The sequence below is a fragment of the Devosia sp. WQ 349K1 genome (genome assembly GCF_016595685.1).
GTDB lineage: Bacteria > Pseudomonadota > Alphaproteobacteria > Rhizobiales > Devosiaceae > Devosia.
On sequence record NZ_JAENGO010000003.1, the window covers coordinates 300,537 to 326,144 of the forward strand.

Here is a 25,608-nt window from a genome sequence, read left to right on the forward strand (position 1 = left end):
CGCAGACCAACAATGGGCAAACTAATACATTCAGGCCACTTGACCTTACCATCATTGGAACCTTTATATGCTTCAGGGCGAGGTTCATTGACATGCAAGCAAACGTCCAGAATTTACATCCCGAAAAGCCCGTAACGCTCGACATCACCGGCATGAGTTGCGCCTCATGCGTGTCGCGAGTGGAAAAAGCTCTGCTCAAAGTCCCCGGTGTTGACGCCGCCACTGTCAACTTCGCAACCGAACGCGCCCGTATTTCCGGTGGCGACACCGAAGCGCTGATCGCGGCCGTCAAAAAGATCGGCTACGAGGCAGTCCTGCGCCCCGAGCAAGCCCCCACCAACGCCCACTCCCACCACGACGAAGACGCAGCCGTGCTCAAGCGCGATGTCACAATCGCAGCGATCGCCACAGCACCGCTCTTTGCTCTTGAAATGCTTGGGCATTTTTACATGCCCTTTCACCACTGGCTGATGGGCATCGTTCCCATGCAGACGCTTTGGTATGTCTACTTTGCCCTCGCAACCTTCGTGCTCTTCGTGCCGGGCCTAAGGTTCTTCCGCCACGGACTGCCCGCCCTCTTCCGTGGCGCGCCGGAAATGAACTCGCTGGTCGCTCTCGGCGCAGGCGCAGCTTGGCTCTATTCCAGCGTCGTCACCTTCGCGCCCGGACTTGTGCCCGCCGAAACGCGCTTTGTGTATTTTGAAGCCGCCGCCGTCATCGTCACGCTCATCCTTGTGGGCCGCTGGCTCGAAGCCAAAGCCAAAGGGCGCACGGGTGCCGCCATTCGCTCCCTCGTCCAGCAGCAGGCCAAAACCGCTCGCGTCGAACGCTTCGGCGCGCTGCATGAAATCGACATTGCCGATGTGCGCGTGGGCGACATTGTCGAAGTCCGTCCCGGCGAGAAAATCGCCGTCGACGGTGAGGTTGTGGACGGGCAAAGCCATGTCGATGAAAGCATGCTCTCGGGCGAACCCCTCCCTGTCGCCAAACGCATCGGCTCCGCTGTCGTCGGCGGCACCCTCAACACCTCCGGCAGTTTCCGCTTTCGCGCCACTAAAATCGGCGCCGATACCATGCTCGCCCATATCATTGGAATGGTCGAAGACGCTCAGGCCGGAAAACTCCCCATTCAAGCCGTGGTCGACAAGATCACCGCTTGGTTCGTGCCTGTCGTCATCGGTCTCGCGCTCATCACTTTTGCGCTCTGGATGATCTTTGGCGGCGAGCAGCGCCTCAGCTTCGCCTTGGTCAATGCCGTCGCCGTGCTCATCATCGCCTGCCCTTGTGCTATGGGTCTGGCCACTCCCATGTCGATCATGGTTGGCACGGGCCGCGCCGCCCAACTCGGCGTGCTGTTCCGCAAGAGCGAAGCCCTCCAGCAATTGCGCGACGCGCGCATTGTCGCTTTTGACAAAACCGGCACGCTCACCCTCGGCAAACCGGTCCTCACTGACCTCATCCCCTTCAATGGCTTCGATCGCGCCGCCGCCCTCTCCTTGGCCGCTGCCGCTGAAGCACGCTCTGAACACCCAATCGCCACCGCCATCGTTTCGACTGCCAATGCGGAAGGCCTCACCCTGCCCACGATCCAGGCTTTCGACAGCGATCCGGGACGCGGCATCACGGCCACTATCGACGGGCGCACGGTGCGCGTCGGCTCCTCAAAACTCCTCACCGGCATCGACCTCTCATCGGCGCAGGCCTTGGTTGACGATCTCGCCCAGCAAGGCAAGACACCCGTCTTCCTCGCCGTTGACGGCACGCTCGCCGCCGCCATTGTCGTGGCCGACCCGATCAAGCCCTCGAGCAAAGCCGTTATCGCCGCCCTCCATCAGCAGGGCCTCAAAACCGCGATGATTTCGGGCGACAATCGCCTCACCGCGCAAGCCATTGCCACCCAGCTTGGCATAGATGAGGTTCACGCAGAGGTTCTGCCCGCCGACAAGGTCGCCACCATCAAGGCCATGAAAGCTTCGGGGACAATCGTCGCCTATGTCGGCGATGGCATAAACGACGCCCCCGCTTTGGCCGAAGCCGACATTGGCCTAGCGGTTGGCTCCGGCACGGACGCCGCCATTGAAAGCGCCGATGTCGTACTATTGGGCGGCGACCTCAAAGGCGTCGTCGACGCCATCACGGTCAGCAAAGCAACCCTCAAGAACATTTGGGAGAACCTCTTCTGGGCCTTCGGCTACAATGCCGTGCTCATCCCCGTCGCAATGGGCGCGCTCTACCCCAGCTTTGGCATTTTGCTCTCACCCATGATCGGCGCGGGCGCGATGGCGCTGTCCTCGGTCTTCGTCATCGCCAATGCCCAGCGCCTGAGAACACTTTCCGGAGTAAGCCTATGAACATCGGACAAGCCGCCGAGCATTCCGGCGTTACCGCCAAAATGATCCGCTATTATGAGCAAATCGGCTTGGTGCAGGCGCCCAAGCGCACCGGCAGTAACTATCGCGTCTATAGCCCAGATGAGATCCACGTCCTGCGCTTCATCAAACGCTGCCGCACTCTCGGGTTTTCGGTCGAAGAAACTGGAACACTGCTGTCGCTCTGGCGCGACAAATCCCGCGCCAGCGCTGAGGTCAAAACCATTGCCACCAGCCATATTGATGCGCTGCAAACCAAGATTACCGAGCTGCAAAGCATGGTCAAAACCTTGACCAATTTGACCCACTGCTGCCACGGCGACGACCGCCCCGACTGCCCCATTCTGGATGATTTGGCTGGCGTTCCAGCCCACAAAGGAAACTGAAGATGAGCGACACCACCACCTTCACAGTCAACGACATGACCTGTGGTCATTGCGCTGGCACCATCCGCAAGGCGCTCGAAGAGGCGCTTCCCGGCAGCGCCATTGAGATCGACGTTCCGACCCACAAAGTCACGTTCTCTGGCGACAAGGCCAAAGGCGAAGAGGCCATTCGCGAGGCCGGCTACACGCCCGAAGCGGCCTAACTCGCAAACAAAAAAGGGGCGCCCGCAAGCGCCCCTTCTCTCATCCTGGGAGGATAACCGATCAGAATGGGCTGTCTGGGAAGTAGAACTGCGCCGCATTCTCCTTGGTGATCAGCGGCGAGCCCAGAATATAGCTGCCCGTCACTGGACCATTGGAGGTGAAGTGCGCCACGGTCACGTCCATAGCGGTCGCGATCTGTGCTGGCGGATAGAGCACGTCGACAGGAACGAGTTCGTCGCCGTCCATCACGCCCTTGATGATTTCCTTCATACCAGCGCCGCCGACAACGAACATTTCCTTTTCGCGGCCAGCCTGCTTGATGGCTTCGACCACGCCTAGGGTAATGTCGTCGTCCTGCGCCCAAACCCCATCAATGTCTGGGAAGCGGCTCAGGAAGTCCTGCATCACTTCAAAGCCATCGTCGCGGTTCCAGTTGGCGAACTTGTTGTCGAGCACGTTGATGCCCGTACCTTCAATGGCGCCCATGAAAGCGTCAAAACGTTCTGTGTCGAGCACGGTCGGAATACCGCGCAGGATGACGATATTGTCGCCTTCCCCGAGACGGGTCTTCATGTACTCAGCCGAGTTCACACCCATTTCGGTGTTATTGCCCGAAACATAGACGTCCTGAATGGACGGATCGGTCAAACCACGGTCGACCACGGTGATGAATGCACCCGTCGACTTTACCGCACGAACAGGCTCGGTCAGGGGTTCGGATTCAAACGGCAGAACCACAAGCGCCTGGATTTGCTGCACCGAAACCAGATCTTCGAGATCGCTCGCCTGATCTTCTGGGCCGTCCGCCGTGACGATGATAATATCGATGTTGGAGTGCGCTGCCTCCAGACGCTTTTCCGCTTCAGCGGCATGCCAGTTCAAACCACCCATAAAGCCGTGGGTGGCGGCTGGGATGGAGACACCGATTTTGATTTTCTCCTGAGCGATAGACGCGCCAGTCAGCATGCTGGTGGCCAACAGGCCCAGTGCCAATGCCTTAATAGTCATATTCTACTCTCCCTTGTTAAAGGCGCTCCTCACGCCTTGCTACCGCGCTTTTTTGAGCGCGGAATTCATTCCGCCGCCTTTTTGCGACGCGTGTTCAACGACCCGCGCTGCAGATAGACTGCGGCGACGATGATCACCCCCTGAACGGCTCCGTTGAGGTAGTTGGAGATGATCTCGGTCAGATTGAGAATGTTGCCGATTGAGGTCAGGATCAGCGCGCCGATCACCGTGCCGCCGACCCGGCCAAACCCGCCCTTGAGCATGGTCCCACCAATGATCACCGCGGCAATCGCTTCCAATTCCCACAGCACACCCGTCGCCGCCGAAGCAGAGCCCAGACGCGGCACATAGATGATGGTAGCGAGCGACACGCAGAGGCCCTGCAAAATATAGGTCCAGGTCCGCACCCGATCGACCTTGATGGCCGAATAGCGCGCCACGTGTTCGTTCGAGCCGATCGCCATGCAATAGCGCCCAAACGCGGTGCGATTCATCAGCACCCAGCCAACAATGGCCACGGCGATAAACACCCAGACCGGATACGGCACGCGCAGGAAGCTATCGTAATAGACCGGGCGGTAAATCTCGCGCGCCCCAGAATTGAGCGAGAGCGTGCCACCATCGGCAAAATAGGTTACCAGCGAGCGGTAAATCCCCATGGTCCCGAGCGTCACGATAAAGGCTTCAATCTTAGCCTTGGTCGTCAGGAAGCCGTTGATGAAGCCCGCACCAACACCGAGAATAATCGAGCAGCCAATGCCGATGAGCACGGTCCACACCGAGGCGCCCATGCTGGCCACGGTCCAGTTCATGATGATGATCATCACACCAGCGATAAAAGCCGCCATCGAGCCAACCGACAGGTCGATACCGCCTGCAGTAATGACGAAGGTCGCCCCCACCGCGATAATGCCGATGAACGCCGAGCGGGTCAGGATATTGGTGATATTGCCTTCCGCCAGAAACAGCGGGTTGAGCACGTAACCAAGGATGACCAACAAGATTAGCGCCAACAGCGGCCCGAGCGTCTTGAGATCCAGCCTGAACCCTTTTGCGGGTTTGGTCGCCACTTCAGGCACTGATACGGTCATGCTCTCCACCCTGTTTAATGCCCGCGGCGTAACGCATAATTTCGCCCTCGGTGATTTCTGCGCCTTCCAAAACCCCAGCGATCCGCCCCTGGCGCATCACCACCACCCGATGGCTAAGGCCAATCACTTCCTGCAACTCCGATGAGATCAGGATGATGGATTTCCCCTCCGCGGCCAGCGCGGCGATGATGTGATAGATTTGCTGCTTGGTACCGACGTCGATCCCGCGCGTCGGCTCGTCCATAATGACGATCTGCGGATCACTCTCCATGGTTTTGCCCAGCATCAGCTTTTGCTGATTACCGCCGGAGAGCTTGCCCACCTGCACTGAGGGATCACGGGCGCGAATGTCAAAACGCCGCGTCGCGCGCGCCAGCGCCTCTTCTTCGCTCTTATTATTGAGGAACCAGTTTTTGAGGTGCTTTTTCAGCGTCAGCAAGGTCAGATTGGGCTGCAATCCCCCGTTGAGCAGCAACCCCTTCCCCTTACGATCCTTGGTCATATAGGCCAGCCCGGCATCAACCGATTTTGAAACGTCGGCGAAGTCCCGCAGCTCACCGTCGAACCGCACCACGCCACTGGTCTTTTTGGTCAATCCCACCAGCGCCTCGGCCATCGCCGTGCGCCCTGAACCGATCAGCCCAGCAAAGCCAAGAACTTCGCCCCTCTTGAGGTCAAAGGAGGTACTGCCAATGCCCGGCCCCGCCAGATTACGGACGGACAGCACCACTTCCGCATCGACATCAGGCTCATGCTTGGGCGGATAAAGATTGGATAGCTCCCGCCCGACCATCATTTGCGCAATCGCGTCTGGCGTGAGGTTTTCTGTGCCAACGGTGGAGATCAATTGCCCATCCCGCAACACCGTCACCCGCTGTGCCAGCTCCATGATTTCGTCGAGCTTGTGGGAGATAAAAATCACCGCCACGCCCTTGGCCGTGAGACGGCGGATCTGCTCGAACAGAGTTGCCGTTTCGCCCACGGATAGAACAGCCGTCGGCTCGTCCATAATCAGCACGCGCGCTTCGCGGCTGATCGCTTTGGCGATCTCGACCATTTGCTTGTCCGCAACCGAGAGCGCGCTGATCCGCGTGTCAGGATCAATGTTGACGTGCAGTGTATTGAGAATGGCCTGGGTCTGCTCGCGCATCGCCTTGGCGTTGAGAAACAGACCGTTCTTCAGCTCGCGTCCGAGGAAGACACTATCGGCCACCGTCAGATGCTCAGCCAGCAATAGCTCTTGGTGGATGACCACAATGCCCAGAGCTGCAGCTTCTCCATTCGGAGGCAGCACCACAGTCTCGCCGAGATATTCGATCGTGCCGGAGGTTGGTTGCTCAATGCCAGACAGGATTTTGATCAGCGTGGATTTGCCAGCGCCGTTCTCGCCAATAATGGCGTGCACTTCACCGGGACGAATATCAAAATCGATGCTGAACAGCACCGGCACATCGCCGAATGATTTCGAAACGCGATGAGCCGCCAAGACCGGCTGCGATGACTGGGCTTCACCCTGCATCGTTTTCTCCTCCATCCCGCCACGGTGCATCTTTGGCACTCATTGACTGAATAGTGATGTAAACCTTTTCATGATGCATGTAAAGGTTTACAGTCTGCACAAATGACTATGCAACTTAGCAACGCGCCTATACCGCTGTTGAGCTTTGTGCTGGATTTGAATCCAGTCCGTTGTGCAAGGGTTTAGAGAACGTGCAGCAGACCAAGCTGGCAACTATTGAAGACGTCGCCGCCATGGCAGGCGTGTCTATTGCCACTGTTAGCCGCGCTCTCAATGAACCCACCAAGGTCGCAGAAAAGACTCGCCTGAAGGTCACTGAAGCTGTCGCCAAGACAGGCTATACGACCAATGCGATGGCCCGCTCCCTGCGCATGCGCCGCTCCAATATGATCCTCATCCTCGCCCCCGACGTTGGCGACCCGAATTTCTCCAACATTCTTGTTGGTCTGGAAACCGAGGCCAGCAAGCGCGGCTATGGCCTGCTCATCGGCAATACCCAGAACGACCCGGCGCGTGAAGCCAACTATCTGCGCTTCATCAGTTCAAACCAGGCGGACGGGCTGATCCTCTTCACCGGCCACCTGCCCTATGGCTATGCCCAGACGCAGGAAGCCTCGCGCCTCCCGCCCATGGTCGCCGTCAGCGAGCCGGTGGTTGGCGCACATGTTCCCTTCGTCGGGGTCGATAATTTTCAGGGCGCGCGTGTCGCGGTTGAATACCTCATCGCACAGGGCCACAAGCGCATTGCTTTCGTCGGGAAATCGGGCCGCGAAACCAGCCGCCTCCGCGAAGAAGGCTATCGCGCTGCGCTCACGGCTGCGGGCCTTCCGATCGAGCCCAAACTCATCATGGATGGCGACGGCACCACCGAGAGCGGTCGCGCTGCGGCCGAACTCATGTTCGTGCGCGACATCCTCCCCACCGCCTTTTTCTGCGTCAACGACGCGACCGCCTTGGGTGTCACCATCTGCCTCAATACCCGCCGCTATAGCCTGCCGCAGGATTATTCGGTCATGGGGTTCGACGATATCTCCTTTGCCAGCTTCATGGCCCCCTCGCTCACGACCATGAAGCAGCCGCGCTCCACCATTGGCGAAGCCGCCATGGGTCTACTTCTGGAAACACTGAGCGAGGCGCGGCCTAAGCAAAAGGAAATCCTCCTGCGCGCCGAGCTCATCGTCCGCAATTCCGTCACCTGGCCGAAACACTAAAAAATTCGGTTCTCGCGCATGTGGCTCGGGGTCATCCCATACGCCTTGCGGAAATGCTCATAAAATTGCGTCTGGCTCGAGAACCCGGCCTGAAATGCAATATTGGCAACCGCCATGTCGGTATCGAACAACAAGCTGCGCGCCCGGATCAGCCGCATTCGAATAACGAATTTCTGGATCGAGATATGCATCACCTTGGTGAAGAGGTTGGTGGCATAGTTGGGATGCAGACCCACGGTTTTGGCAATATCGTCGACGCTGAGCGGATCGGTGATATTCTCAACTATGTGCCGAACCATGCGCACCACATAGCGCACCGGGCTCGCCGTTCGGCTGCGGGCCGAGCTCTTTTCCACCCAAGCGGGCAGCAGAGTGTCCCAGCCCACAATAGCGGCGCGACGAAACATGGTGCCGATTTCAGAGCGCACAAGATCTGAGCGCAAGGCATTGCCCGAGCGATAATCGCCATGCCAGCGCTCCAACGTTTCAAGCCCGATACAGTCGGGCGAAAGCTGGATTACCCCACCGCCCATGAGCGTTTCGGTCAGCCGCCCCAATTGCGGCATCTCCAAAAACGCATCCATCGGCAGGTAGATATTGAGTTGCTTTTCTAGGTCCGTTCCGGTCAACCCGACCGTCTGATGCGGTATCCCCGCCCAGAACGCTACCAGCCTATTTTGCCCGACGGTTAGCGGCCCACCGTCGAAAACATAGTCCATCGAACCGCCCGTCAGCCAATTAAACTCGATATGTCCATGAGTGTGCGGTTCGGCCATAATCTGCGGCTTGAAGGAGCGAATACCAAAGCGTCCGAAAGCTTTGCCCGAAGCATAAAAGCTGCGATCGGATCGTGGCGTTGGGCGCGGCGCAAGACCTGCTGCTCGACCCGGTGATGGCGTAATCTGTTGTGGCGTCATAGATTATTCAGACTTCTTAGAAACCCGAAACTATCCATTACTATTCCGGATTGCGTCAACATACGCAAGAGTTAGGCTTTCTGTCCGAGCGAAGTTCAGGGTCGAAGAGGAGACCCGACCCGAGAGCGTCACGCTGTCTTCGCATCGCGGGAGGAAATCATGAGAAAGCATATCTATGCCCTTAGCGGGGCAGGACTACTGCTGTCCGTATCGCTAACTGCATTAACTGCTCAAGAACATTCTGGCGCTCTGCCAGCACCACCAGACTTTGCAGCGCAAAGTGAACCCAACTTTGTCAGCCTGTCTGACATTCAGGAGTTCCGTGCGCTCGATAAATATAACGAGCCCGATTGGGTCACCAAGAAATTCGTCGAAGCTGGCACGCTGCCGCCTGTCGCCGAGCGTCTCCCCAAGGAACCGCTGGTTTACAAAACGGCCAACATGCCGGATGGCGTTGGCGTTTACGGCGACGTCATGCGCCACGTCATCGGCGGCCGCCCAGAAGGCTGGAACTACATCGGTGGCCAAGCTCAGGGCTGGGGCGGCATCGACATCGGTCTTTCCGAATGTCTGACCCGCACAGGCCCACTCTTCACGGTTAAGGCCGAAGAGCTTGAACCCATGCCGAACCTGGCCAAGAGCTGGGAATGGTCAGAAGACGGTCACACCCTCACCATGCACCTGATCGAAGGCGCGAAATGGTCTGATGGCGACCCCTTCGATAGTGAAGACCTGATGTTCTATTGGGAACATCACGTTCTCGATGCAAACGTCTCCCCGCTCAACGGTGCAACGCCTGAAACTTTGGTGTCGGCACGACGCTAGAAGCCATTGACGCTTACACCGTTAAATGGACCTTCAAAGAGGCCTTCCCCAAGCAGTACCTCTGGGCCATGGCCTATGGCACCTTCTGCCCCGGCCCTGCGCATATCCAGAAGCCGCAGCATCCAAAATACTCCTCGAATACCTACGAGCAGTATAAAAACGCCTTCCCGCCAGAGTTCATGAATATGCCGTCGATGGGCGCATGGGCTGTGGTTGAATATCGCCCAGACGACATCGTCGTCATGCGTCGTAACCCCTATTATTGGAAGGTCGACGATCAAGGGAACCAGCTCCCTTACCTCAACGAAATGCACTACCGCCTCTCGACTTGGTCGGATCGTGACGTGCAGGCTGTTGCTGGCTCGGGCGACTTCTCCAACCTTGAGCAGGCCGAAAACTACGTTGAATCGCTCCGTCGTTCGGCTGAAGACACCGCACCAGCGCGTCTCCAGTTCGGCGCGCGCACAATCGGCTATGCGCTCCAGCCAAACCTCTCCGGCAATGGATGGGGTGAGCCTGATACCCGCGCACAGGCCGTCCGCGAACTCAACCGCGACTTGAACTTCCGCAAGGCAATTTCGATCGGTCTCGACCGTCAACGTCTTGGTGAATCGCTCGTCCGCGGTCCGTTCACCGCCATCTATCCCGGTGGGCTTTATGCCGGCACGTCCTTCTACGACGCTGCCTCCACCGTCTACTACCCGCATGACCTCGAAGTCGCGAAGTCGCTGCTCGATGGTCTCGGCCTCGTCGACACCGACGGCAACGGCGTCCGTAACTTCCCAGCCGACACTGCAAACGGCGCAGACGTGGAAATCACTCTCCTCGCCAACTCCGATTATGGCACTGACACCAATCTTGCCGAAGGCGTCATCGCGATGATGGAACCGCTCGGTCTACGCGTCATCGCCAATTTCCAGCAGGGCAATGCCCGAGACGACGCTGCTACCGCAGGTCAGTTTGATTGGGCGGTCAATCGTCAAGGCGCTTCGATGGTCTCGATCGTCCAGAATACGGCCGAACTTGCTCCCACAGGACCACGCGTTCATCCATTCCACCGTGGCGGAACTGATGGCACGCTTGATCTGCTGCCGTTCGAAGAAGAACTGGTCGCTGTGGTCAACAAGTTCATTGCCACCAATGACAATGCTGAACGCGCTGAGCTGATGAAGCAGTATCAGAGGCTTTACACCGAGAACGTCTACTCGATCGGCCTCACCCAATATCCGGGCGCGCTGATCGTCAACAAGCGCTTCGCCAACATTCCGGCTGGTGCGCCAATCTTCATGTTCAACTGGGCTGAAGATAGCGTCATCCGTGAACGCCTCTATGTCCCCGCGGACAAGCAGGCTGACCACGAGCTGCATCCAGAAACGCTGCCAGGCGAACCTGGCTCTGCCGGTCCCGTCTGATTGCAACATCGAAGGGTGGCCCACCGCCACCCTTCACCGCCTTTATCCCCTTAAACGCGCGCCGCTCTACCCCACGAGACCGGTGTCTGACCCAAGGGTCAGGACAGGGGGCCAGCCCCTCAGCCCAGCGAGGCCATGCATGCTCCGTTTCCTTATGATGCGCATCTTGGGAGCCATCCCGCTCCTCCTCCTCTTGAGCATCGTCACATTCGCCATCATCCAAGCACCACCCGGCGACTATGCCGACTACATCAAGTCCATGCTCATCAATCAGGGCGGGGTTCGCCCCGACCTCGCCGAGGCGCAGGCAGAGATTTATCGAGAGGCCAATGGCCTCAACGATCCGATCGTCGTTCAATATTTCCGCTGGATCACCGGCATTATTACCCGGTTCGATTTCGGCCACTCGCTCTACTACAATAAGCCCGTCGGCAATGTGATCGCCGAGCGCCTCCCCCCGACCATCGCCATAGCGCTGGTCTGCCATATCCTGGCTTCGCTCCTCGGCATCATCGCCGCGACCCGCCAGTATTCGTGGACCGACACCTTCCTCGGCATCATCTCCTTCCTCGGCATGACCGTGCCGCGCTTCCTCATGGCCATCATCATTCTTTATGTGCTGGTCTTTAAGCTCAATGTCTCAGAAGTCGGCATGTTCTTCTCCGCCCGTTATGGCGGCGCGCCGTGGAGCTGGGACAAGTTCGTCAACCTGGTGCAGCATGTCTGGCCGGTGATCTTCGTCGCCACCTTCGGCGGCCTCGCCTACAATATGCGTGTCATGCGCGGCAATTTGCTGGACGTTCTTAACGCCCAATATGTCGAGACGGCTCGCGCCAAGGGTCTCTCCGAGGGCGCCGTGATCATGAAACACGCTGTCCCTAACGCGCTCCACCCGCTCATCGCGTATCAGGGAGTCGCCCTGCCCTACATGCTCACCGGTGAAATCGAGGTCGCTATCGTTTTTGGTCTCGCAACGGTCGGCCCGGCCATTGTCGGCTCCATGGGCGTTGGCGACGTTTTCGTCACCGCTAGCTTCATGCTCGTCGTCGCCACGACCCTGATCATCGGCAACATCATTTCAGACCTACTTCTGGTTGCGCTCGACCCGCGTGTTCGTCTGGGAGGGCGTGCAGAATGACCGACACCACCAATGCCAACGGCACGCCCCACGACGCGCCCAAAAGTGCCAGCCAGATGAACCAATCTGGCCCCGAAAATGCCAACGAAACGCCCATCGTCGTGAGCCGTCACGGCTCGGGCAATGAGACCTATGCAAGCTTAGTTTGGCGGCGTTTTCGTCGCTCCACCATGGGGATGATCGGACTGATTTTGGTCTGCATGCTGCTGGTCATGTCGATCTTTGCCGACTTCTTCGCACCCATGGACCCGAAGGCTGCAAACCTCCCCTTCGCGCCGCCAGACCTCATCGCCTTTGAAGATCCAAACGGCAATTTCAGTCTAATCCCTTGGGTCTACCCCATTGGCGATACTGGCGAATTTGACCCAGTTACCTATCAGCCACTCACCGGCGCAGTGAAGGACGACCCAACGCCCACTGGCTTTTTCGTCCGGGGGTATGAATACCAAATGCTCTGGTTCATCCCCGCCAATATCCATTTCTTCGGCTCAACCGACGGTCGCCCGCTCCACCTTTTGGGGACCGACCGCATGGGCCGAGATATTTTGTCCCGCGGTATCCTCGGCTCCCGAATATCGCTTATGATCGCTCTCGCAGTGGTCGCGCTCACCACAACAGTAGGCACGCTGGTGGGCATTACCTCCGGCTATATCGGTGGACGGCTTGATGCGTGGTTGCAGCGTTTTGTTGAGTTCGTTCTCGCCTTCCCCCAGCTGCCACTTTATCTGGCGCTGACCTCGCTAATACCGGTCACCGCACCATCTAACCTATTCTTATCATTCGTAATTTTCGTAATGTCAGTGTTAGGATGGGCGCAGCTGGCGCGTGAAGTCCGCTCCAAAACCCTGTCGCTGGCCCGCATCGAATATGTCCGCGCGGCAATCGCTATTGGGGCCACGGATCGGCGCATCATTCTGCGCCATATCCTCCCTAACGTCTTGAGCCACATCATCGTTTCGGTGACGCTGGCTATTCCGACCGTGGTGCTTTTGGAGAGCTTCTTGGGTTTCCTCGGCTTTGCCGTGAAGCCGCCCCTCATCTCATGGGGGCTAATGCTGCAAGACACCGGCGTTTTCTCCGTCATAGGCTCCTACCCTTGGATCCTCGCGCCGGTAGGCTTTGTTCTTGTTACCGTTTTTGCCTTCAACGCGTTGGGTGACGGCCTGCGCGACGCCATAGACCCCTATTGAGGAGCGCGACCATGACACAAGAGAACCTCGCTCCCCCCGAACGCCTCGACCTCGGCCAACATGGACGTGAGCTCATCCTCGACGCTCGCAATGTTGGCGTTGATTTCAAAGTCGAAAATGGCATCGTCAACGCTGTCCGCGACGTGTCCTTCCAACTCCACAAGGGCGAAACCATCGCCATTGTGGGCGAGAGCGGTTCGGGTAAATCCGTAACCGCCCGCACCATCATGCGGCTCCTCACCAAGCGCGCCAGCATTCTCCCCCAAACGCGCATATCATTGGCGGGAAAAGACATTGTCGCCATGAGCGATAAGGCGATGCGCAAGCTTCGCGGCAATGATATTGCCATGATCTTTCAAGAGCCTATGAGCTCCCTGAACCCCGTTTACACCATCGGGCAGCAGCTGTGCGAAGTGATCCATTTGCACAATCGCGTCTCCCGCAAAGAGGCAATGACCCGGGCTGAGGCCTTGATGGCCGAGGTCCAAATTCCTGATCCCAAGGCGCGCCTCCAGCAGTATCCGCACCAGCTGTCGGGCGGTCAGCGCCAGCGTGTCATGATCGCCATGGCTCTCGCCAATCGCCCGGACATTCTTATCGCCGACGAGCCAACCACCGCGCTAGACGTTACCGTTCAGGCCCAAATCCTCAATCTTCTCAAGGATCTCAAGGACAAGTACGGCATGGCGGTGATCCTCATTACCCATGACCTGACCATCGTCCGGCAATTCTCAGACTATGTCTATGTGATGCAGAACGGTCGTGTGCAGGAGCACAACGTCACTGAAGCGCTGTTCCAAAACCCGCAACACCCTTACACCCAGCACTTGCTGGCCTCCGAACCCAAGGGCACCGCTGAGCCGCTCGCAGACGGCGCGCACGACACCGTGCTCGAAGGTCAAAATGTGAAGGTCAGCTTCACGCTCAAACGCGGCGGGCTCTTCAATGCCGAGTTTTACGAACTCAAGGCCGTGGACAATCTCGACATTAAACTTATGCGCCACGAAACCCTTGGAATCGTTGGCGAAAGCGGCTCGGGAAAGACCACATTTGGTCAGGCTCTTGTGCGTCTCATCGGCAATCAAGGCGGCCAGATTACCTTCGACGGCCAGCGGATCGACGGTCTAGACCGAAACGGCATGCGACCGCTGCGCTCGCGTATGCAGATCGTTTTCCAGGACCCGTTCTCATCGCTCAACCCGCGCATGTCGATCGGCCAGATCATTGAAGAGGGCCTGATCGTCAATGGCATAGGCGCCAATCGCGCAGAGCGGCTCGACCGCGTGCGGCAGGCCCTACGCGACGCTGGCATGCCCGACACCATCCTCCAGCGTTTCCCGCATGAGTTCTCCGGTGGTCAGCGCCAACGTATTGCCATTGCTCGGGCCATCGCGCTCGAGCCGGAGTTCATTCTCCTCGACGAGCCTACTTCCGCACTCGATCTTTCGGTGCAGGCGCAAATCATTGAACTGCTTCGCAAATTGCAGAACGAACGCGGCCTTTCCTACCTTTTCATCTCCCACGACCTAAAAGTTGTCCGCGCTCTCTGCCACCGGGTTATGGTGATGCAAAACGGAAAAATCGTGGAGCAAGGCCCGGTCAATGAAGTGCTGTTGAACCCGCAGACCGATTACACCAAGCGCCTTGTGCGTGCGGCGTTTGAAATCGCGGCTTAGTCAAAAAGGCGACGCCCCGCCGGGAGGACGGGGCGTCTTGAGGAACAGAGGAAGTTGTCGTCTTAGTGGTGCGCACCACGCATTTCGCGCAGTTCGTCCACGGAGCGGACACGCTTGCGCGCCGCCCCTTCCCAGTCACGTGTCTTGACCGTGGATTTCGCCACGCGTTCAGCCGCCGCTGGGATAGCATCGGCGTATTGCGGCAACCACTGAGCCTGAGCGACGACCATTTCGTCGACCATGGCCCAGACCTCGTCCGGCGTACAAATCGCGCCAACGAGTGGGTCGTGCAACACTGCCAATTTCAGAAGGTTGAGATCGCCCGTCATCGCTGCTTCTACCGACATGCGCTGCACCGACACGGAGACAGAACATGTGGCCGCACAAGCAGTTGGCAAAGTTATCCCCTCCACCATACTGATGCCGAAGCGGTCTACGAAACCCGGGCTTTCAATAATCGCGTCAGCGGGGAGATTGGTAATAATCCCATTGTTGCGGCGGTTAAAATGCCCGCGATAGGTACGGCCTGTTTCCATTGCTTCGATGATATAACTGGCGTGTTCAGAGGTGCGTTTGTGCTCAGAGAGCGGCTTATTGGCCTGCTCCTTGAACATCGGAAAATCGGTTTCAAACCAATTCCGTCGCTCAGTTGAATAGCGCAGATAGCCCCCGGTTTCCCCGTGGATCCAATCGCTCATGTCGATCCAGCGGCTGATTTCTTCCGGGCGCTTGCGATACCAGGGCAGGTATTCTGAAAGGTGGCCATTGCTCTCGGTCGAGTAGACACCAAACCGCTTGAGGACGTCGATGCGGACCTTCTCCTGCTTTGAATAAACCGGGTGGTTTTCAAAGCCAGCAATCAGCTCATCCGCCTCAATTTTCCGTCCTTTAGCGCGTACATCGATGTACCAAGTCTGGTGATTGATCCCGGCGCAGACATAGTCCAGTTCATCGTCCGTCACGCCCAGCACATTGGCGATCTGATGCGCCCCATGCTGCACGCCGTGACACAGCCCCACGACATTGACGCCGCCATAGAGGTCGGCCGCCCAAGTGTTCATCACCATAGGGTTGGCATAGTTGAGAAACAGCGCGCCAGGCTCCGCTACTTCGCGGATATCCTTGCAGAAATCGAGAATGACCGGAATATTGCGCTGCCCGTAGAGAATACCACCGGCGCAGATGGTGTCGCCCACGCATTGATCGACGCCATATTTCAGCGGCACGTTGATATCGTGGGTAAAAGCCTCAAGCCCACCGACACGGACGCAACTCATCACATAGCGCGCCCCAGCAATGGCCTCACGCCGGTTGGTCGTCGCCGTCACCTTGGCGGGGAGCTTATTGACCGAGACGATCGTCTCAATAATCTGCCGGACCATATCGAGATTGTGCGGATTGGTATCGGTCAGCGCGAACTCGCACTCCACGAACTCCGGCACTTTCAACAAGTCTGAGATCAGGGTCTTGGTGAACCCCACCGAGCCCGCACCGATAACAGTGACCTTAAACGACATAATTCCTCCCGAGCGCCGAGACTGCACCTTACCAATAGAGCTAGCCCACACGCCTTATGCGGTGTAGAGAAAGCTTGTGCGATTTCGGGTAATTTTATGCTCAGCCAACTCATCGATCATGGTTTTGATCTCAAGCGCCTAACGCCGCCGCGCAGCGGGATGAACCTGCACTGCATGGCTGTCAGCGCAGGCTATGAACAACGGCGCAATGAGCACTATTCATGGGACGGAATGAAGCGCGGCACTGCGCCCTTCCTCGTTCTGCAGCACACCACATTTGGGGAAGGCATTCTTGAATATGCTGGTGTTCGCCACAAGCTAACCCCGGGCAAAACCATGCTCGTCACCATGCCCCATGACCATCACTATTTTCTCGATCGCGGCGGCCATTGGGAGTATTTCTGGATGGTCATCAGCGGGCGCGAGGCCATGCGGCTGGCGCTCGAAATTCTGTCCCACGCCGGTCCGGTGCTTACTCTATCTGAGAGTGAAATCGACCGTCTGGTAGCGACGACACTCGCTTGCCTCACCACCCCATCGGTCAGCCCCGGTCAAGCGGCCAGCCTCGGCTACGCGGCGCTAACAACCTTGCATGACGCCGCGTTCCGCGCGCACGCTCATTCCGCGCAAACGCACCCACCGGCCATAGACCGTGTCATCACCTATGTTGAGGACAATCTGGCGAGCGAACTGCATGTCGATCGCCTTGCGGGACTAGCGGGGATGAGCCGAGCCCATTTCGTGCGCAGCTTTACGGCCGCCGTCGGCACGCCCCCGTCGACCTATGTTCTGGAACGCCGCATCGCCCGAGCTGAGCGTCTGCTACTCGCCACCGAAATGAGCGTCGTCGATATCGCTGCCATGACCGGTTTTGCCGACGGAAACTACTTCGCAAAAGTCTTCCGCCGCGTTCGCAACACCGCTCCGCTCGCCCATCGCGCCACCCGCTTCGAGGCGGCGTAGTTTTACCCAAAGAAAAGGGCAGAGGTTTCCCCCTGCCCCTTCAAAATCTAAGTCTTCAGCAAAACTTAGCCTTCGATGTCGCCCTTGGCAGCGGCGTCGCAATAGACCACGACCTTGCCGTGGGCCTGAAGAGCCGAGGCAGGGCAGTCAGTGCTCGGTGCCGATGCAAACGCGGCCTTGAGGGCCTCGGTCTTATTGGCGCCCAGCGCCACCAGCACGATTTCCTTGGCATCGACGATGGTACCCACGCCCATGGTCACAGCGCTTGGCGGCGGCAGTTCGCCAGCAGGGAAGTCCGAGGTATTGGCTTCAATGGTCGACTGGGTCAGCTCAACCTGACGGGTGCGGCTATCGAAAGCGGAACCGGGTTCGTTGAAACCGATGTGACCGTTCTGGCCAATGCCGAGGAGCTGCAAATCAATGCCACCACGGGCAGCGATAGCGGCTTCGTAGGCGGCGCAGGAGGCTTCGACTTCCCCTTCAACGCTCGGCAGATGCACGTCCGCAGCAGGCAGATCGACGTGACGGAAGAGATTCTCTTCCATGTAGCTGCGGAAAGAGGCAGGGTGACCTGCAGGCAGGCCAACATATTCGTCCAGGTTAAAGCTCGCAGCCTGCGCAAAGGTCATCTCGCCCTTTTTGAAGCGTTCAACAACCTCGGCATAAATCGAGATAAAAGTCTTGCCAGTTGCTAAGCCCAAGGTTGCTGCGGGTTTTGCCGACAGGGTTTCTGCGAGGTGGCGGGCGACAGCAGCGGCAACTTCTTCACCCGAGTTAAAAACGCGGAATTCTGGCTTGGTCATAGCAAACACAAATCTCTATTCGGGCGCGCAATGAACGCGCTGCAACACGGACGAGCCCAAGTCGCAGAAGACGTGTGGCTTGAGCAGAAACGGGTCATCAGATGTCTCTGAAGACCGCCATTGAATGGGTCACGCTCGCAGCGGTGTCAATAACTTCGCTACGAACTAAGCAAGGGTGTCCCCGACCAAAGTCGTAGACACCCGGCTTGTGTGGCAGATTTAACCCGCAGCAACGGCGGTGCGCGCCATTTCCGAGAAGATCTTGGCCTTGCCATCGCGGATGATGACAATCTCCTCAAGACGCAAACCGAACCGGCCCTGCAGATAGATGCCCGGCTCGATCGAGAACACCATGCCGTTGTCCAAAATGGTCTCCGACGCGCCGGTGATGTAAGGCGCTTCGTGCACGTCGATGCCCAGGCCGTGGCCAGTGCGGTGTACGAATTTTTCGCCATAACCAGCCGCTGTGATCACATCGCGCGCGGCCTGATCAACGATACGGGCCGGCACACCGGGAACTGCGGCCGCGAGCGCAGCTTCCACTGCAGCATCAACCACAGAGTGGATGTCGTCATAGCCTTCGGGCTTGGTCTTAAAGAAGCCCATGCGCGTCATGTCGGAAGGATAGCCGCCAATTCGACCGCCTGTGTCGATCAATACCGCGTCGCCGGCTTTGAGCTTAGTGTCACCGGTATGGTGATGCGGGAACGCAGCATTCGGACCAAAGCAGACCGAGCAAAACACGGTTTCAGCGCCATTGGCCTTGTAGAAACCCTTGATGAAGTCAGCGACTTCGCTCTCGGTCATGCCTTCCTTGAGCTGAGCAAAGGCAGCTTCAACGGCACGGTCATTGAGCAGATGCGAGGCCTTGATCGCGGCCTCTTCGGCTTCATCCTTGCGCGAACGCAGATAGCCAACAGTATCTGCAGTGAAGCGACGGCTTGCACCCGGCAGAGCATCAAGAACGAGCAGCGCAAAGTCAGCACGCATGGTTTCGTCAAGCACAACCGATGGTGCGCTGCGGTCAATGCCGGTGGCGTCCAGCAGCTGCTCCAATGCCGCGTTCGGGCCTTCAGCGTCTGACCAAGGGAAGAACGGTAAATCTGTGTGCTGACGCGCCGCATCGGCGTTCAGCGCAGGCATGAGGAACCCGGCATAACTCTGGCTCACCATCAACATCACCGGGCGCTCATCGCCATGCGGCGAGAGATCGGCCAGATAGACCATATGGCTGGATGGGCCAATCACCACGAGGTCCGTGGATGTGGCGGTCATGCGCTCGCGCAGCTTTTCGAGGCGGGCGGCGAGAATGGGGTTCATGATGCAAATCCTGCAGGTTTAAGAAGTCCAAAGCCGGCCCGAGGCCGGCTTCGGTTTTTTGTCTTTTGGGCCTAGCTGCTCCCGCCCCTTCCTCCCATTGCTGGGGAGAGGCGGAAGCAATCAGACAAACATCACAAGAACTTAGTTCTTGGTGACGAGACGGTAGTAAACGAAGTCCGAGTTCGAACCGTTGACGTAACCGTTGACATTGTTCGCCATGCCGATGTTCAGGGCTGCCTGGAACATGATGACAATCGGGCCATCTGCCTGAACCTGCTTCTGCAGGTCGAGGTAGATCTCGTTACGCTTGTCCATGTCAGCTTCAGCAAGAGCCGCAGTGACCTTGTCGTTCATTTCCTGCGGAACGGCCCAAGCATTGCGCCAAGTGGTGGTCGCTGCATATGCGTCGTCGGCATTGTTGGAATTGTACGCGAACGCCTTAGCGTTCGAGTGCGGATCCATGAAGTCTGGGCCCCAATACAGCAGCATCGCCTGGTGGGTACGTTCACGGTACTTGGTGATGACCTGGGCGCCGGTGCCTGGCAGGATTTCGAAGTTGATACCAACTTCAGAGAAACCAGCCTGTAGCGACTGCGCGATGTCGGTGAACGGAGCCGAGTTGATGACGTCGAGCGTCACGTTGAGCGGCGTTGCAACACCAGCGTCAGCCAGAATCTGCTTTGCCTTTTCAACGTCGTAGGTGAACGGGGTGTCTTCCAGAGCGCCTGGGAAGCCCTTTGGCCAGAAGGCCTGGTGCTTTTCCATCTGACCCTTGAGGAAGGTCTGGGTCATGCCGTCATAATCGACGAGGTAACGTGCAGCTTCCCAAACAGCTGGGTTGGTCAGCTCTTCGGTCTTCTGGTTGAACGAGAGGAAGTGAACAGCCGACTGCGGATAGGTTTCAACCTTAACCGCATCGCCCAGACCACCGATCTGGTCGGGGGTCAGGTTCTTGGCCATGTCAACGTCGCCGGAGGTCAGCAGAAGCTGCTGAGTTGCGGCTTCAGCCACGTGGCGGATGATGACCTGTTCCATTGCCGGAGCGCCGCCCCAGTAATTGGCATTGGCCTGCATACGGACCATTTCGGCCGCACGGTAGTCGGTCAGAACGAATGGACCCGAACCAGCCGAATTGGTGTTCAGCCAAGCATTGCCCCAGTCGCCGTCAACTTCGTTGGCGCTGACGAGAACCTGGTCAACAATCGAGCCCGGACGTGCTGCAAGCACGTTGAGAACGAATGCTGAAGCGAAATCGCCCGACCAACGAACGGTAACGGTGTTGCCGTCAACAGTGACCATTTCGTCAATGTTCTCTGGGGTCCAGCCGAGCTGGGTCAGAATGAACGCCGGGGTCTTGTTGAGGGTCACAACACGCTTGAAGGTGTAGTGCACGTCTTCTGCACGGACAGGGTTGCCCGATGCGAAGGTTGCGCCATCACGCATGGTGAAGGTCAACGACTTTGCCGCTTCGTCTGCAACCCAAGAAGACGCCAGACCCGGTGCCAGAACAGTGGTGTCTTCTGCTGCGTACTGCACCAGGTGGTCATAGAGGTTGGCGTTGATTTCGCCAGCCGAGAATTCATAGGCCTGTGCCGGGTCCAGCGCGACGATATCGTCGATGTTCTGGGCAATGACCAGGGCGTTTGCAGGGGTTGCTGCGTTTGCACCAACTGCCGCAGGCAGGGTGAGCGCAGTCGCCAGCAAGGCAGCGCGGAAGAGCTTCATGAGCGTTTCTCCTTAGGGTTTATTTTACGAGCCGGCTTGTTTGCGCCGGTTTTGGTTGTGCTCTGGCCAGCACGCGGGCCGGCGTTTGAGCGAAAGAGTGTAAGGGTTCCCGTCCACAGCAGGCGCGCCGGCTGATCGGACAAATTGAACCACGAGTGCGGAAGGTTGCCGCGATAGTGCAGGCTGTCGCCTGCGCTCATCACCATATCTTCGCCGTCGAGACGTTGGGTGATCGACCCTTCCAGAACAAAAATAAGTTCTTCGCCCTCATGGGCAACGGTTTCGGAGCGATAGCCCGGCGGCACAGTCAGCAGAAAGCTCGACAATTGATTGCCTGGAAAATCTGCGCCGATCCGTTCGTAGACGACCGAGGATCCGTCGACCGAAAAACGATTGCGTTCCCCTGCCCGCGTCAAGGCGTTGGCGGTCGTGGGCGCGGAGATGAAGTAGTCGATTGGCACCTCAAGGGCGCGCGCAATCTGCGCCAAGGTTCCCAAAGATGGTGTGGCATGGTCGCGTTCGACTTGGCTCAAATAGCCCACCGAAACCTCTGCGGCCTGCCCTAGTTCCACAAGGGTCAATTGCTGCTGACGACGGCGTGCGCGAATGAGTGCACCAACCTTCGGGTGATCCGCCTGGTTCACTTTCGCGACCGCTTCTGTCATACCCATCCCACCAAAATTTTTTTGATATAAGCAAAATTGCTAGTATGGTGAAAGCGAAATCTGCAGCCATTGAAACCGCAAAATGAACTTTTTTGCGGTGCTAAATTGCTGTTTCTAATAAAGGAAATTACGTGGCGCTCGACCAAACATCGACACCATCAGCAAGCCCGAACAAAAACCGGAATCGGCGCCTCAAGCGTCAGATTTCGGCGGTTGCCGGCTTTGTCATAACTCTTTTCCTCACTTTTCTTGGCCTTTTGGCGATAACCTTCTTTATCGGCCGTGTGATCCCGATTGACCCGGTTCTGGCAGTCGTCGGTGACCGCGCAACGCAGGCTCAATACGACGCCGCCAAGATTGCGATGGGGCTAGATCAGCCGCTCTGGCAGCAGTTCATCACCTATGTCGGTAATGTCTTCTCAGGCGATCTGGGCAAATCGGTGTCCACTGGTCGTGACGTTGCTGACGACATCAGCCGCTTCTTCCCCGCGACCTTTGAAATGGCCACCTTGGGCATTCTCATTGGCGTCGCGATGGGCGTTCCGCTGGGCGTCACAGCTGCCGCCAAGCAGGGCAGCTGGATTGATCAGGTCATCCGCGTCATTGGCCTACTGGGCTATTCCGTTCCGGCCTTCTGGCTTGGTCTCGTCGGCCTTGCCTTGTTCTACGCACACCTGAAGTGGGTTGGCGGTCCGGGCCGACTGGACATCTTCTATGATGGTCTAGTGCCCCCGATCACCGGCATGATCCTGATCGATAGCGTCATCTCCGGCGATTTCGACATCTTCTGGAATGCGGTTTCTCACCTCATTCTCCCAGCGTCTGTCCTCGGCTTCTTCTCGCTCGCTTACATCGCCCGCATGACGCGTTCCTTCATGCTCGATCAGCTGAGCCAGGAGTTTGTCACCACGGCTCGCGTCAAGGGTGTTCCGGAGCGCGTCGTCATCTGGCGCCATGCGTTCAAGCCCATTCTCGTGCCTCTGATTACTGTTATTGGTCTGTCTTATGCGGGTCTGCTTGAAGGCTCGGTGATGATCGAAACCGTGTTCTCCTGGCCCGGCATTGGTAACTATCTGACCTCTGCACTGCTCAACGCCGACATGAATGCTGTGCTGGGGTCCACCCTTGTCATCGGCGCCGTGTTCATCGTCATCAACAAAGTTTCGGACGTGCTTTATCGCGTCCTCGATCCGAGGGCCCGTTCATGACCACTCGTGATTGGCTACTGGCCGATTCCCCGACTTCGAAGCTTCAGGCCAATGTGGGTCGCGCCTATCGCGTCTTCACCGCTCTGCTGCGCAATCCCCTCTCCGTTCTGGGTGGTGTGATCATTCTGGTGCTGCTGTTTACCGCAGCTTTCGCGCCATGGATCGCCCCCTATTCGCCAACCGGCCAAAACCTTGGAAATCGTCTGCTGCCGCCTTCGGGTGACCACTGGATGGGCACCGACGAGCTTGGGCGCGATATCTTCTCGCGCGTCGTCTATGGCTCGCAGATCACCCTCACCATCGTCATGCTGGTGGCACTGATCTCGGCGCCACTCGGCCTCTTGGTAGGTGCGATTGCTGGCTATTTCGGCGGCTGGGTCGACAAAATCCTTATGGGATTCACCGACATTTTCCTGTCGCTCCCTAAGCTCATTTTGGCTCTCGCCTTCGTGGCGGCGCTTGGCCCTGGCATCAACAATGCCATTATCGCCATCGCCATCACCGCTTGGCCGGCCTATGCCCGTATCGCGCGCGCTGAAACTCTCACCATTCGCAATGCCGAGTACATTTCGGCAGTGCGCCTATCCGGTGGTGGTCCAGTCCGTGTGATCGTCAAGCACATCCTGCCTCTCTGCACCTCGTCAATGATCGTTCGCGTCACTCTCGACATGGCGGGCGTCATCCTTACCGCTGCCGGTCTTGGCTTTATCGGCCTTGGCGCACAGCCGCCGCTGCCAGAATGGGGCGCCATGATTTCGCGTGGCCGTACCTTCATTCTCGATCAGTGGTGGGTCGCCACCATGCCGGGCTTCGCCATCATCATTGTCTCCTTGGGCTTCTGCTTCCTCGGCGATGGTCTGCGCGACGTGCTTGACCCCAAGAGCGAGGGCAAGAGCTAATGGATACTCTTCTCACAGTTGAAAACCTGCGCGTCAGCTTCCCCACCAATACCGGTCGCGTCGAAGTGGTGAAGGGCTTGTCCTTCAACCTGGGTCGCGAACGGCTGGGCATTGTGGGCGAAAGTGGTTCGGGCAAGTCGATGACGGGCCGCTCCATCCTCAAGCTGATCCGCAAGCCCGGTCAGGTCACTGCCGACAAGCTTGAGTTTGATGGCATCGACCTCATGGCCCAGTCCGACAAGCAGATGCGCGCCATTCGTGGCGCACGCATTTCCATGGTCATGCAGGACCCAAAATTCTCGCTCAACCCGGTCATGACCGTGGGCGATCAGATCGCCGAAGCTCTGGTCACACACCAGAAGCTACCGCGTAAGGATGTTCACGCACGCATTATCGAAATGCTGCATGCTGTCCGTATCAACGATCCAGAACACGTCGCTAAGCTTTACCCGCACGAAGTCTCGGGCGGCATGGGCCAGCGCATCATGATCGCCATGATGCTGATCCCCAAGCCTGAACTGCTGATTGCGGACGAACCAACCTCGGCGCTCGACGTTTCGGTGCAGGCTCAGGTGCTCGACATCATCGACGACCTTGTCACCAGCAAAGGCATGGGTCTGATCCTAATCAGCCACGACCTCAACCTCGTCAGCCGCTATTGCGACCGCATCCTTGTGATGAACTCAGGCCAGGTTGTTGAAGAATGCGTGGCCAGCGAACTGCACAATGCCAAGCATCCGTATACGCGAGGCCTTCTGGCCGCCATGCCGGTGCTCAACGAAACCCGTGACGAACTTCCTGTGCTCGACCGCACACTATGGGCTGGCACATGACCGCGATTGAACTCAAGAACCTCGACATTTCCTATGGCGACAGCAAGGTCGTGCATGGGGTGAACCTATCCATTCCTGAGGGCGAAAGCTTTGCCCTCGTTGGTGAAAGTGGCTCGGGCAAATCCACGATTTTGCGCGCCATTGCGGGTCTTGCACCGGAATGGACCGGCGAGATCTCGGTGCTCGGCAAGCCGCGCAGCCACAGCATTGACCGCAGCGTATCACGTCAGGTCCAGATGGTGTTTCAGGACCCCTATGGGTCGCTGCATCCGCGCAAGACCATTGACGACGTGCTCACTGAGCCTTTGGCCATTCACGGTATTGGCAATCGCGATGAGCGCGTTGACGAAACCTTGCGTAATGTCGGTCTCGACAAGCGTTTCCGCTTCCGCTTCCCGCACCAGCTTTCGGGTGGTCAGCGCCAGCGTGTTGCTATTGCGCGCGCTTTGATGCTCGAACCCAAGGTCATGCTGCTCGATGAGCCGACCTCGGCGCTGGACGTTTCGGTTCAGGCTGAAATTCTGAACTTGCTCAAGCGCCTCCGTAAGGAACAGGGCCTCACCTATCTCATGGTGACGCACAATCTACCGGTGGTGAGCTTCCTCTGCGACCGCCTTGCGGTCATGCAGAAGGGTCAGATTGTCGAGATTGCTGACGTCGCAGATCTTAAGCGCGGCGAACTCAAAGAACCCTACTCGCGCGAATTGATGGCCGCTAACCACTAGGTGC

At 58.0% G+C, this 25,608-nt stretch carries 21 protein-coding genes and 1 pseudogene; 13 read left to right on the forward strand and 9 right to left on the reverse strand.

All coding sequences use genetic code 11. The features are described from left to right. The first annotated feature begins 92 nt into the window (after positions 1 to 92). From JHL21_RS07550 to JHL21_RS07560, 3 genes are read left to right on the forward strand one after another with little or no spacing between them, the layout of a single operon-like run. Positions 93 to 2,351, forward strand: a complete 2,259-nt coding sequence (locus JHL21_RS07550; protein WP_200212802.1) for a heavy metal translocating P-type ATPase — start codon at positions 93 to 95, stop codon at positions 2,349 to 2,351. Beyond that, positions 2,348 to 2,755, forward strand: coding sequence for a Cu(I)-responsive transcriptional regulator (cueR, locus tag JHL21_RS07555; RefSeq protein WP_169194615.1), 408 nt, complete (start codon positions 2,348 to 2,350; stop codon positions 2,753 to 2,755). Before JHL21_RS07550 ends, cueR begins: the two co-directional genes overlap by 4 nt. Before the next feature lie 2 nt (positions 2,756 to 2,757). Then, the gene (locus JHL21_RS07560) at positions 2,758 to 2,958 is read left to right on the forward strand and encodes a heavy-metal-associated domain-containing protein (RefSeq protein WP_199531402.1); all 201 of its coding nucleotides are present in this window, start codon (positions 2,758 to 2,760) and stop codon (positions 2,956 to 2,958) included. 61 nt (positions 2,959 to 3,019) lie between these two features. On the opposite strand, the gene JHL21_RS07565 is transcribed toward JHL21_RS07560, so the two are convergent. The 3 genes from JHL21_RS07565 to JHL21_RS07575 all read right to left on the reverse strand — a co-directional run bounded on the left by JHL21_RS07565 (position 3,020) and on the right by JHL21_RS07575 (position 6,577). Beyond that, positions 3,020 to 3,967 (reverse strand): substrate-binding domain-containing protein, encoded by a 948-nt coding sequence (locus JHL21_RS07565; protein WP_169194613.1) that lies wholly within the window; start codon positions 3,965 to 3,967, stop codon positions 3,020 to 3,022. A gap of 65 nt (positions 3,968 to 4,032) precedes the next feature. Next, positions 4,033 to 5,058: an ABC transporter permease gene (locus JHL21_RS07570; RefSeq protein ID WP_169194612.1), complete on the reverse strand. Its 1,026-nt coding sequence runs from the start codon at positions 5,056 to 5,058 to the stop codon at positions 4,033 to 4,035. Next, positions 5,039 to 6,577, reverse strand: a complete 1,539-nt coding sequence (locus JHL21_RS07575; RefSeq protein ID WP_200212804.1) for a sugar ABC transporter ATP-binding protein — start codon at positions 6,575 to 6,577, stop codon at positions 5,039 to 5,041. The genes JHL21_RS07570 and JHL21_RS07575 overlap by 20 nt, the downstream gene beginning before the upstream one ends. 191 nt (positions 6,578 to 6,768) lie before the next feature. On the opposite strand from JHL21_RS07575, the gene JHL21_RS07580 reads away from it, so the two are divergent. Then, positions 6,769 to 7,788, forward strand: a complete 1,020-nt coding sequence (locus tag JHL21_RS07580) for a LacI family DNA-binding transcriptional regulator (protein ID WP_367948167.1) — start codon at positions 6,769 to 6,771, stop codon at positions 7,786 to 7,788. Here JHL21_RS07580 and JHL21_RS07585 read toward each other — a convergent pair. Further along, entirely contained in the window at positions 7,785 to 8,705 is a 921-nt protein-coding gene (locus JHL21_RS07585) for a helix-turn-helix domain-containing protein (protein ID WP_182395024.1), read from the reverse strand. The two genes, JHL21_RS07580 and JHL21_RS07585, sit on opposite strands and share 4 nt — an antisense overlap. A 159-nt stretch (positions 8,706 to 8,864) precedes the next feature. On the opposite strand from JHL21_RS07585, the pseudogene JHL21_RS07590 reads away from it, so the two are divergent. From JHL21_RS07590 to JHL21_RS07605, 4 genes and pseudogenes are all read left to right on the forward strand, one after another. Further along, positions 8,865 to 10,942 (forward strand): annotated as a pseudogene (locus tag JHL21_RS07590) (ABC transporter substrate-binding protein). A gap of 139 nt (positions 10,943 to 11,081) precedes the next feature. Next, positions 11,082 to 12,080: an ABC transporter permease gene (locus JHL21_RS07595; RefSeq protein WP_200212805.1), complete on the forward strand. Its 999-nt coding sequence runs from the start codon at positions 11,082 to 11,084 to the stop codon at positions 12,078 to 12,080. Between the two features lie 56 nt (positions 12,081 to 12,136). Next, entirely contained in the window at positions 12,137 to 13,270 is a 1,134-nt protein-coding gene (locus tag JHL21_RS07600) for an ABC transporter permease (RefSeq protein ID WP_200213042.1), read from the forward strand. A gap of 11 nt (positions 13,271 to 13,281) precedes the next feature. Continuing rightward, on the forward strand, positions 13,282 to 14,946 hold the full coding sequence (locus JHL21_RS07605; RefSeq protein ID WP_200212806.1) for an ABC transporter ATP-binding protein: 1,665 nt from the start codon (positions 13,282 to 13,284) through the stop codon (positions 14,944 to 14,946). A gap of 62 nt (positions 14,947 to 15,008) precedes the next feature. Here JHL21_RS07605 and JHL21_RS07610 read toward each other — a convergent pair whose 3' ends face one another. Then, positions 15,009 to 16,463, reverse strand: a complete 1,455-nt coding sequence (locus JHL21_RS07610; protein ID WP_200212807.1) for an alpha-glucosidase/alpha-galactosidase — start codon at positions 16,461 to 16,463, stop codon at positions 15,009 to 15,011. A gap of 96 nt (positions 16,464 to 16,559) precedes the next feature. On the opposite strand from JHL21_RS07610, the gene JHL21_RS07615 reads away from it, so the two are divergent. After that, positions 16,560 to 17,426, forward strand: a complete 867-nt coding sequence (locus JHL21_RS07615; RefSeq protein WP_200212808.1) for an AraC family transcriptional regulator — start codon at positions 16,560 to 16,562, stop codon at positions 17,424 to 17,426. Positions 17,427 to 17,491: 65 nt separating this feature from the next. Here JHL21_RS07615 and JHL21_RS07620 read toward each other — a convergent pair whose 3' ends face one another. The 4 genes from JHL21_RS07620 to JHL21_RS07635 form a co-directional block, all read right to left on the reverse strand. Next, on the reverse strand, positions 17,492 to 18,229 hold the full coding sequence (locus tag JHL21_RS07620) for a glucosamine-6-phosphate deaminase (protein WP_200212809.1): 738 nt from the start codon (positions 18,227 to 18,229) through the stop codon (positions 17,492 to 17,494). A 219-nt stretch (positions 18,230 to 18,448) separates the two neighbouring features. After that, complete coding sequence (locus JHL21_RS07625) at positions 18,449 to 19,549, reverse strand: Xaa-Pro peptidase family protein (RefSeq protein WP_200212810.1); 1,101 nt, start codon at positions 19,547 to 19,549, stop codon at positions 18,449 to 18,451. A gap of 141 nt (positions 19,550 to 19,690) precedes the next feature. After that, on the reverse strand, positions 19,691 to 21,274 hold the full coding sequence (locus JHL21_RS07630; RefSeq protein WP_200212811.1) for an ABC transporter substrate-binding protein: 1,584 nt from the start codon (positions 21,272 to 21,274) through the stop codon (positions 19,691 to 19,693). Beyond that, positions 21,271 to 21,939, reverse strand: coding sequence for a helix-turn-helix domain-containing protein (locus JHL21_RS07635; protein WP_200212812.1), 669 nt, complete (start codon positions 21,937 to 21,939; stop codon positions 21,271 to 21,273). Before JHL21_RS07635 ends, JHL21_RS07630 begins: the two co-directional genes overlap by 4 nt. Positions 21,940 to 22,142: 203 nt before the next feature. Between JHL21_RS07635 and JHL21_RS07640 the strand changes: the two genes are divergently transcribed. The 4 genes from JHL21_RS07640 to JHL21_RS07655 are packed head-to-tail and all read left to right on the forward strand — an operon-like array spanning position 22,143 to position 25,604. Then, a complete protein-coding gene (locus JHL21_RS07640) occupies positions 22,143 to 23,147 on the forward strand; it encodes an ABC transporter permease (protein WP_367948174.1) in 1,005 nt (334 codons plus the stop codon). Next, positions 23,144 to 24,046, forward strand: coding sequence for an ABC transporter permease (locus JHL21_RS07645; RefSeq protein WP_169194600.1), 903 nt, complete (start codon positions 23,144 to 23,146; stop codon positions 24,044 to 24,046). The genes JHL21_RS07640 and JHL21_RS07645 overlap by 4 nt, the downstream gene beginning before the upstream one ends. Further along, positions 24,046 to 24,879: an ABC transporter ATP-binding protein gene (locus JHL21_RS07650; protein WP_200212814.1), complete on the forward strand. Its 834-nt coding sequence runs from the start codon at positions 24,046 to 24,048 to the stop codon at positions 24,877 to 24,879. The genes JHL21_RS07645 and JHL21_RS07650 overlap by 1 nt, the downstream gene beginning before the upstream one ends. Beyond that, entirely contained in the window at positions 24,876 to 25,604 is a 729-nt protein-coding gene (locus JHL21_RS07655; protein ID WP_200212815.1) for an ABC transporter ATP-binding protein, read from the forward strand. Before JHL21_RS07650 ends, JHL21_RS07655 begins: the two co-directional genes overlap by 4 nt. The last annotated feature ends 4 nt before the right edge of the window (positions 25,605 to 25,608 follow it).

Excerpts from the sequence above, each read along its gene's own strand:
- JHL21_RS07550 (WP_200212802.1), top strand. The coding sequence starts at position 93 with ATGCAAGCAAACGTCCAGAATTTACATCCCGAAAAGCCCGTAACGCTC.
- cueR (WP_169194615.1), top strand. The coding sequence starts at position 2,348 with ATGAACATCGGACAAGCCGCCGAGCATTCCGGCGTTACCGCCAAAATG.
- JHL21_RS07560 (WP_199531402.1), top strand. The coding sequence starts at position 2,758 with ATGAGCGACACCACCACCTTCACAGTCAACGACATGACCTGTGGTCAT.
- JHL21_RS07565 (WP_169194613.1), bottom strand. The coding sequence starts at position 3,967 with ATGACTATTAAGGCATTGGCACTGGGCCTGTTGGCCACCAGCATGCTG.
- JHL21_RS07570 (WP_169194612.1), bottom strand. The coding sequence starts at position 5,058 with ATGACCGTATCAGTGCCTGAAGTGGCGACCAAACCCGCAAAAGGGTTC.
- JHL21_RS07575 (WP_200212804.1), bottom strand. The coding sequence starts at position 6,577 with ATGCAGGGTGAAGCCCAGTCATCGCAGCCGGTCTTGGCGGCTCATCGC.
- JHL21_RS07585 (WP_182395024.1), bottom strand. The coding sequence starts at position 8,705 with ATGACGCCACAACAGATTACGCCATCACCGGGTCGAGCAGCAGGTCTT.
- JHL21_RS07595 (WP_200212805.1), top strand. The coding sequence starts at position 11,082 with ATGCTCCGTTTCCTTATGATGCGCATCTTGGGAGCCATCCCGCTCCTC.
- JHL21_RS07600 (WP_200213042.1), top strand. The coding sequence starts at position 12,137 with ATGAACCAATCTGGCCCCGAAAATGCCAACGAAACGCCCATCGTCGTG.
- JHL21_RS07605 (WP_200212806.1), top strand. The coding sequence starts at position 13,282 with ATGACACAAGAGAACCTCGCTCCCCCCGAACGCCTCGACCTCGGCCAA.
- JHL21_RS07610 (WP_200212807.1), bottom strand. The coding sequence starts at position 16,463 with ATGTCGTTTAAGGTCACTGTTATCGGTGCGGGCTCGGTGGGGTTCACC.
- JHL21_RS07615 (WP_200212808.1), top strand. The coding sequence starts at position 16,560 with ATGCTCAGCCAACTCATCGATCATGGTTTTGATCTCAAGCGCCTAACG.
- JHL21_RS07620 (WP_200212809.1), bottom strand. The coding sequence starts at position 18,229 with ATGACCAAGCCAGAATTCCGCGTTTTTAACTCGGGTGAAGAAGTTGCC.
- JHL21_RS07625 (WP_200212810.1), bottom strand. The coding sequence starts at position 19,549 with ATGAACCCCATTCTCGCCGCCCGCCTCGAAAAGCTGCGCGAGCGCATG.
- JHL21_RS07630 (WP_200212811.1), bottom strand. The coding sequence starts at position 21,274 with ATGAAGCTCTTCCGCGCTGCCTTGCTGGCGACTGCGCTCACCCTGCCT.
- JHL21_RS07635 (WP_200212812.1), bottom strand. The coding sequence starts at position 21,939 with ATGACAGAAGCGGTCGCGAAAGTGAACCAGGCGGATCACCCGAAGGTT.
- JHL21_RS07645 (WP_169194600.1), top strand. The coding sequence starts at position 23,144 with ATGACCACTCGTGATTGGCTACTGGCCGATTCCCCGACTTCGAAGCTT.
- JHL21_RS07650 (WP_200212814.1), top strand. The coding sequence starts at position 24,046 with ATGGATACTCTTCTCACAGTTGAAAACCTGCGCGTCAGCTTCCCCACC.
- JHL21_RS07655 (WP_200212815.1), top strand. The coding sequence starts at position 24,876 with ATGACCGCGATTGAACTCAAGAACCTCGACATTTCCTATGGCGACAGC.